Raw genomic sequence first — 7,256 nt, 5'->3', positions numbered from 1 at the left:
ATAGCGTAAATCCTGCTTTACCGGCAGGATTGAGTTTGAATACTACAACAGGGGTAATTTCAGGAACGCCAACAGCGATTTCAACTGCTGCGAATTATATAGTTACAGCAACCAATACAGGTGGAAGTACCAATTTTACAGTATCTATTGCAGTAAATGATGTAGCACCAACTAACTTAAGTTATACGACTCCAAACGTGTTTACAAAAGGAACAGCTATAACAGCCTTGAACCCAACAGTAAGTGGAGGAGCAGTGGTAAGCTATAGCGTAAATCCAGCTTTACCGTCAGGTTTGAGTTTGAATACTACAACAGGGGTAATTTCAGGAACGCCAACAGCGATTGCAGCTGCAGCGAATTATGTAGTTACTGCAACCAATACTGGAGGAAGTACCAATTTTACAGTATCTATTGCAGTAAACGATGTAGCCCCAACTAACTTAAGTTATACGACACCAAATGTATTTACTAAAGGAACAGCTATTACAGCTTTAATCCCAACAGTAAGCGGTGGAACAGTGGTAACTTATAGCGTAAGTCCAGCTTTACCAGCAGGATTGAGTTTGAATACTACAACAGGGGTAATTTCAGGAACGCCAACAGCGATTGCAGCAGCAGCGAATTATACAGTTACTGCAACCAATACAGGTGGAAGTACAACAGCTACGGTATCTATTACTATAAATGATATTGCACCAAGTGCATTGAGTTATTCAACTCCAAACGTGTTTACAAAAGGAACAGCTATCACAGCCTTAATCCCAACAGTAAGTGGAGGAGCAGTGGTAAGTTATAGTGTAAATCCAGCTTTACCGGCAGGATTGAGTTTGAATACTACAACAGGGGTAATTTCAGGAACGCCAACAGCGATTGCAGCTGCAGCGAATTATGTAGTTACTGCAACCAATACAGCTGGAAGTACAACAGCTACAGTATCCATTGCAGTAAATGATGTAGCACCAACTAACTTAAGTTATACGACACCAAATGTATTTACAAAAGGAACAGCTATTACAGCCTTGACTCCAACAGTAAGTGGAGGAGCAGTGGTAAGCTATAGCGTAAATCCAGCTTTACCGTCAGGTTTGAGTTTGAATACTACAACGGGGGTAATTTCTGGAACGCCAACAGCGATTGCAGCAACAGCGAATTATGTAGTTACTGCAACCAATACAGGTGGAAGTACCAATTTCACAGTATCTATTGCAGTAAATGATGTAGCACCAACTAACTTAAGTTATACGACACCAAATGTATTTACAAAAGGGACAGCTATTACAGCCTTAATCCCAATAGTAAGCGGTGGAACAGTGGTAAGTTATAGTGTAAGTCCAGCTTTACCAGCAGGATTGAGTTTAGACACAACAACAGGAATTATATCTGGAACACCAACTACAGTTACAGCTGCGACTGATTATACCGTTACAGCGACTTTATTATCAGCTAGTATTGTTACATATGTATCCATTACTGTTAACGATATTCCTCCTGTAGGTTTATATTATTCAGATTCAATTACTTTTAAAAAGGATAAAGTTGTTATGGCTTTTTTCCCTACAGTAGCTGGAGGTGCGGTAGTAAGTTATTCTGTAACACCAAGTTTGCCTCCAGGTCTAAATTTGAATATAAATACAGGTGAAATAAGTGGTAAACCTAAGTATATTACACCAGAAGCAGATTATGTTATTACAGCTACTAATTCAGGAGGAAGTGTAAGTACTACTTTTACGTTTGAAATTCTTGATTCTTCATTACAAGTACCTCAGGCAATTACACCAAATGGTGATGGAACTAATGATTATTGGGTAATCCAAAATATAGAGGAATATCCAAATACAGTTGTTAGGGTCTTTAATACTAAAGGAGTTCAGGTATTTTCTTCGAATAATTACCAAAATCAATGGGATGGAAGAAACCAACGAAACAATCAGTTTGTGCCAGTTGGAACTTATTTTTACCAAATTGATTTAGGGGGAGATGGAAATATCGACTCTCAAGGTTGGTTGTACATTGCTAAATAATATGCTTAAAAGGAAATTAATTAATGAATACAATTAATAAAATGGTAATATGCGCACTACTCGTAATGAGTAGTGCAGCATTTGCTCAGAAAGAAAGTGTCTCGGCTTTTTATCGTTATAATATGAACATTGTAAATCCAGCTTATGCCGGTGTCGACAATGAGACAATAGTTAGTGGTACACTTAGAAGTCAATGGTCTGGTATCGAAGATGCCCCAGAGACACAAACCGTATTTTTTTCAACTCCTTTGGGTCATAACTTAGGAATAGGTCTTGACGTCCTCAATGATAAAACGTTTATTGAAAAGCAAACTTACTTAGCTCTTGATTTATCGTATAAATTAGATTTAGGAACAAATCAGTCTATCTATTTAGGGATTAAAGCAGGAGGTAATTTTTATAATGTAAATACAGCTGGTTTACAAAATTACGGAGTAGAATCAGATCAAGCTTTAGCATCAATCAGTAATTTTAATCCAAATATTGGAGTTGGAGCGGTTTACAAAAACGAATCGATGTATGTTTCTTTATCGGTTCCGATGTTTTTAAAAACAAATAGGGCAGCTAATAAATCAGATTACGCAATGGTTGTTTCACAGAGTCCACAATTTTATTTGAGTGGAGGATATGATATTAAGCTTAATAGTTATAGTACTGAATTAATTTTAAAACCATCAGTAATGATGCGTTATTCGAAAGACAGTTCTGTTATAGCAGATTTTACAACTATGTTAGAAATTGAAAATAATTTTAATATTGGAGTCATGTATAGAACATCTAATTCTTATGGATCACTTGCATCGATCCTACTTGGAAAACATTTTCTACTAGGTTATTCGTTTGAGATTAGTACAATGCCTCAGCTGGCAAGTGTCAAAAACACAAATGAAATTTTGTTACAATATAAGTTTTAATAATATTTAAATAATAAATTGAAGATGAGATTGATAAAATTTATACAAAAGATAAGGTTTCTAATTAAGCAAAAAATAGAGGGATTAGATGAAAAATGGGGCTCTCAAAAATTGTAATAGTTACTATGTTTACTCTGTTGCAATCAAAAATAAAATTATGTAGACACAAATAGTATAGTAGGGTATAATTAGCTTTTAGATAATGTCTTATTCTGTTTTATAAAAGAAAAAAAATAAAAAAGGAAATAATGATTAGAAGACCTAAACAAAATTGTTTTGAAAAAGAAGGATTGTAATTGCGTAGCAGTAATATTAACTTTTAGAAAAATCAATCAATATTTTTAATCAATAAAGTGGCAAGAATTTTCAATTTAATAATGTTTGTTATTTGTCGCTTTTTTTATTCGTGAACATTAATATTAACTTAAAATAATTTAACACAACAAATTTATGAACTCACTTCAATTAGCCGATTATATGGTTTTTCTTGTCTATTTTTTTATTGTAGCAGGATATGGTTATTCGGTTTATATACGTAAAAAAACGCAATCAATTTCGGCATCCCATGATTACTTCTTAGCAGAAGGTTCTTTGACCTGGTGGGCAATTGGGACATCCTTAATTGCTTCTAATATTTCATCAGAACAATTTATTGCTATGTCCGGTAATGGTTTTAAAATGGGATTAGCCATTGCTACTTACGAATGGATGGCAGCCTTGACATTAATCATTGTAGCTGTATTTTTTATTCCGGTTTATTTAAAGAATAAAATTTATACCATGCCACAATTCTTAAGTGAAAGATACAATGAAAATGTGGCCATGATTATGGCGGTTTTTTGGTTGTTACTTTACGTTATAGTGAATTTGACCTCAATCCTATATTTGGGTGCTTTGGCCATCAATGGTATTTCAGGAATTGACTTGACCCTTTGTATGTATGCATTGGCATTTTTTGCCATTGTTATTGCATTAGGGGGTATGAAAGTTATCGGGTATACCGATGTGGTTCAGGTGGTATTTCTAATCTTCGGAGGATTAGTAACCACTTATTTAGCCTTAGACAAAGTGGCCGAATTGAACGGTCAAAGCGGAGTAGTTCAAGGTTTTAATTATATGATGAATCAATCCGGGGATCATTTTCATATGATTTTCAAAAAAGACAATCCTAATTTTCCAAGTTTACCCGGCTTAACAGTTTTATTAGGAGGAATGTGGATTGTAAATCTAAATTATTGGGGATGTAATCAATACATCACACAGAGAGCTTTAGGAGCTGATTTGAAAACAGCCCGAAGCGGAATTTTATTTGCAGCCTTTTTGAAATTATTAATGCCTGTTATTGTGGTATTACCAGGTATCGCTGCTTATGTAATTTATTCAAAAGGGGGATTGCAAACTGAAATGTTAGGTCCTGACGGAGTAATGAATCCTGATAGATCTTACCCAGTATTGTTAAATCTTTTACCGGTAGGCTTAAAAGGTTTGTCATTTGCAGCTTTAACAGCAGCTGTAGTGGCTTCGTTAGCGGGTAAAGTGAATAGTATTTCTACCATATTTACATTGGATATTTATAAAAATAAGTTGAATGTTGATGCTACCGAAAAGAAATTAGTTCAGGTGGGTAAAACTACAGTTTTGGTTTCAATGCTTATTGCTGTAATTATTGCACCAATGTTAGGAATTGATAAAAAAGGTGGTTTTGAATTCATTCAGGAATACACAGGTTTTGTGAGCCCTGGAATTTTTGCCATGTTTATTTTAGGTTTCTTCTGGAAAAAAACAAGTTCGAATGCAGCTATGTTTGCAACAATTGGAGGTTTTGTATTATCGGTAATTTTTAAATTCCTGCCTAATATTATGAATTTGGAATTTTTAAGTAGTACTGGATTTGCAACATTGGTAGAGCAGGAAGACAAATCAATGGTTTATGAAATTCCGTTTTTGGATAGAATGGGATTTGTATTTATCATTTGTGTTTTACTGATGATTGTAATCAGTTTAATAGATGAAAAAAATGGAAAGAAAGCAAAAGGATTAGAAATCGATACTAAAATGTTCATTGTAAGCAGAGGTTTTGCAGTAGGTACATTAATTATTGGTGGGATATTAGTAGCCTTATATTCTGTTTTTTGGTAGTATATATTTAAAACAATAAAATTTAGAACAATGAAATTTTTTATAGATACAGCAAATTTAAATGATATAAAAGAAGCACAATCTTTAGGTGTTTTGGATGGAGTAACGACTAATCCTTCTTTAATGGCAAAAGAAGGAATTACTGGGAAAGATAATATTTTAAGACATTATATTGACATATGTACTATTGTTGACGGTGATGTTTCAGCAGAAGTTAATGCTACAGATTTCGAAGGAATGATCAGAGAAGGAGAGGAGTTGGCAGCTTTACATCCACAGATTGTGGTAAAATTACCAATGATTGAGGCGGGTGTAAAAGCGTGTAAATATTTTTCTCAAAAAGGAATTAAAACCAATGTAACCTTAGTTTTTTCTGTAGGACAGGCATTATTGGCTGCCAAAGCGGGTGCTACTTATGTTTCTCCATTTTTAGGCAGATTAGATGATATTTCTACTGATTAAAACTATAAAAGTTGTTAAACAATAAGTTTTTACAATTTTAATTTACCCAAAAGGCATTAGTTTTACGATTAATAATTGAATCGGGGATTGTTTTACAAACTTTATGAGAATATAGAAAATTATGTTTTGTAGTTTGAATTTTATGATTTAAGGCTGTTGTCTTTTGGGTATAATATCAATAGGTCTGTAAGTAATTCAAGTTGCTAGTTAGAAAATATAAAAAGTAAGCACCAAAAGTGAGAAATTTGGTTTACCACAACTAAAGACTCACAGGTATGATGCTTGCAAAAGACAAAATTATTTCAATTTTTTGTTTAATCGATGATATTTTACAAGGAATTGAACACAAAGAAGATATTAGAAGGCAAGTAAGTGACAGTGAAATAATAGTAACAGCTATAGTTTCCTCAACGAGTTTCTATGGAAATCATTCTTCTGGAATTCAATTTATGAAGCAATACGGATATATTCCTAATATGCTTGATAAAAGTAGATTTAATAGACGGCTGCATAAAATCGGGCCCCTTCTTTATGAATTATTTGAAATTGTAAGTTCTTATTTTAAAGACTTTTGTTGCGAAATGCAATACATAATTGATTCTTTTCCAGTAGCGGTATGTAATAATATGAGAATTTTAAATTGTGAAATTCTTAAGGATAAAAAATGGAGAGGTTACACGGCAAGTATGCGAAATTATTTTTATGGTGTCAAAGTACAATTAGTAACAACAAAATCGGGTATTCCGATAGCGTTTCATTTTACACCAGGAAAAACAACTGATGCAAAAGCATTGGGAAAAATGATTGATAAATTACCTGCAGAAGCTTCAATATATGGCGATAGTGCTTATTTAGATTATAGCTTAGAAGATAAAGCTTTCGAGCGTAAAGCAATTTTATTGAAAATTCAAAGAAAGTCGAATTCCAAAAGAATAGACACTTTGGAACAAAAAATGGAAAAATTAAAAATGAGAAAAAGAGTGGAAACAACAATTAGTGATATTAAAAAACTTTTCCCCAGAACAATACACGCTGTGACATTGGAAGGGTTCCTTATAAAGCTTACATTGTTTGTATTCGGTTTACAATTAAACAAAACAATTAACTAGCAACTTGAATTAATTAATTTTATTTCATTTTCCAATCTGTTCAATGTAGTTAAATCTTCCTGTGATATTTCAGTTTTTTCAAGCTTTAGTTTTTTATTCAGAAGTGTCATTTCCCGACCTATAGTAGCTTGTTCTGTAATGGCGTAAGCTTCCGTCTGTTTCACTGATGAATGCCCTAGCATTTCCTTTACAACGTTAATAGGGACGTTATTATTTAATGTTATTGTACTTCCAAATGTTCTGCGTGCCATGTGCGTATTGAGCGTAAAGGGAAAACCGCATAATTCAGCAATTTCTTTAAGGTATTCATTCATTTTCTGATTAGAAGAAACAGGTAGTACGGTTCCGCGCTTAAGGCATAGGGGATGATCTTTATATTTTTCAAGAATTTTTATAGCCTTTGGAAGAAGCGGAATTCTTGCTGTAGAATTTGTTTTCTGTCTTTCATATAAAATCCATTGATTTCCGTCAACACCATCTTTTATGTCGGCTCTCTTAAGCTGAAAAGCGTCAATATAAGCAAGTCCTGTATAGCACTGGAAAACAAAAATATCACGTACAGTGTTAAGTCTGTCAATTGAAAATTGATGTTTTTCAAGTTCAGCCAATTC

The 7,256-nt window shown here is 33.5% G+C and carries 5 protein-coding genes and 1 pseudogene; 5 read left to right on the top strand and 1 reads right to left on the bottom strand.

Annotation, left to right across the window (positions count from 1 at the left end):
* The 5 genes and pseudogenes from B6A10_RS11860 to B6A10_RS11840 form a co-directional block, all read left to right on the top strand.
* On the top strand, window positions 1-2,021 hold a 2,021-nt coding region (locus tag B6A10_RS11860), incomplete at its 5' end, for a gliding motility-associated C-terminal domain-containing protein (RefSeq protein ID WP_188221038.1).
* Between the two features lie 23 nt (window positions 2,022-2,044).
* On the top strand, window positions 2,045-2,935 hold the full coding sequence (locus B6A10_RS11855) for a PorP/SprF family type IX secretion system membrane protein (RefSeq protein WP_188221037.1): 891 nt from the start codon (window positions 2,045-2,047) through the stop codon (window positions 2,933-2,935).
* Between the two features lie 450 nt (window positions 2,936-3,385).
* Entirely contained in the window at window positions 3,386-5,074 is a 1,689-nt protein-coding gene (locus B6A10_RS11850; RefSeq protein ID WP_188221036.1) for a sodium/sugar symporter, read from the top strand.
* 30 nt (window positions 5,075-5,104) lie between these two features.
* Window positions 5,105-5,533 (top strand): annotated as a pseudogene (locus B6A10_RS11845) (transaldolase family protein); the annotation flags it as partial.
* A gap of 281 nt (window positions 5,534-5,814) precedes the next feature.
* Window positions 5,815-6,645, top strand: coding sequence for an IS982 family transposase (locus B6A10_RS11840; RefSeq protein WP_188221046.1), 831 nt, complete (start codon window positions 5,815-5,817; stop codon window positions 6,643-6,645).
* On the opposite strand, the gene B6A10_RS16420 is transcribed toward B6A10_RS11840, so the two are convergent.
* Window positions 6,642-7,253 carry a site-specific integrase gene (locus B6A10_RS16420; protein WP_317172034.1) on the bottom strand — a complete coding sequence of 204 codons (612 nt, stop codon included), beginning with the start codon at window positions 7,251-7,253 and terminating at the stop codon, window positions 6,642-6,644. The genes B6A10_RS11840 and B6A10_RS16420 overlap by 4 nt on opposite strands.
* Window positions 7,254-7,256 lie beyond the last annotated feature (3 nt).

The sequence above is a fragment of the Flavobacterium pokkalii genome (assembly GCF_014596575.1).
Lineage (GTDB): Bacteria > Bacteroidota > Bacteroidia > Flavobacteriales > Flavobacteriaceae > Flavobacterium > Flavobacterium pokkalii.
This window is presented reverse-complemented; position numbering and strand designations above follow the sequence as displayed.

What these genes read in the sequence shown, in the direction of transcription:
- B6A10_RS11855 (WP_188221037.1), top strand. Translation starts at nt 2,045, where the DNA reads ATGAATACAATTAATAAAATGGTAATATGCGCACTACTCGTAATGAGT.
- B6A10_RS11850 (WP_188221036.1), top strand. Translation starts at nt 3,386, where the DNA reads ATGAACTCACTTCAATTAGCCGATTATATGGTTTTTCTTGTCTATTTT.
- B6A10_RS11840 (WP_188221046.1), top strand. Translation starts at nt 5,815, where the DNA reads ATGCTTGCAAAAGACAAAATTATTTCAATTTTTTGTTTAATCGATGAT.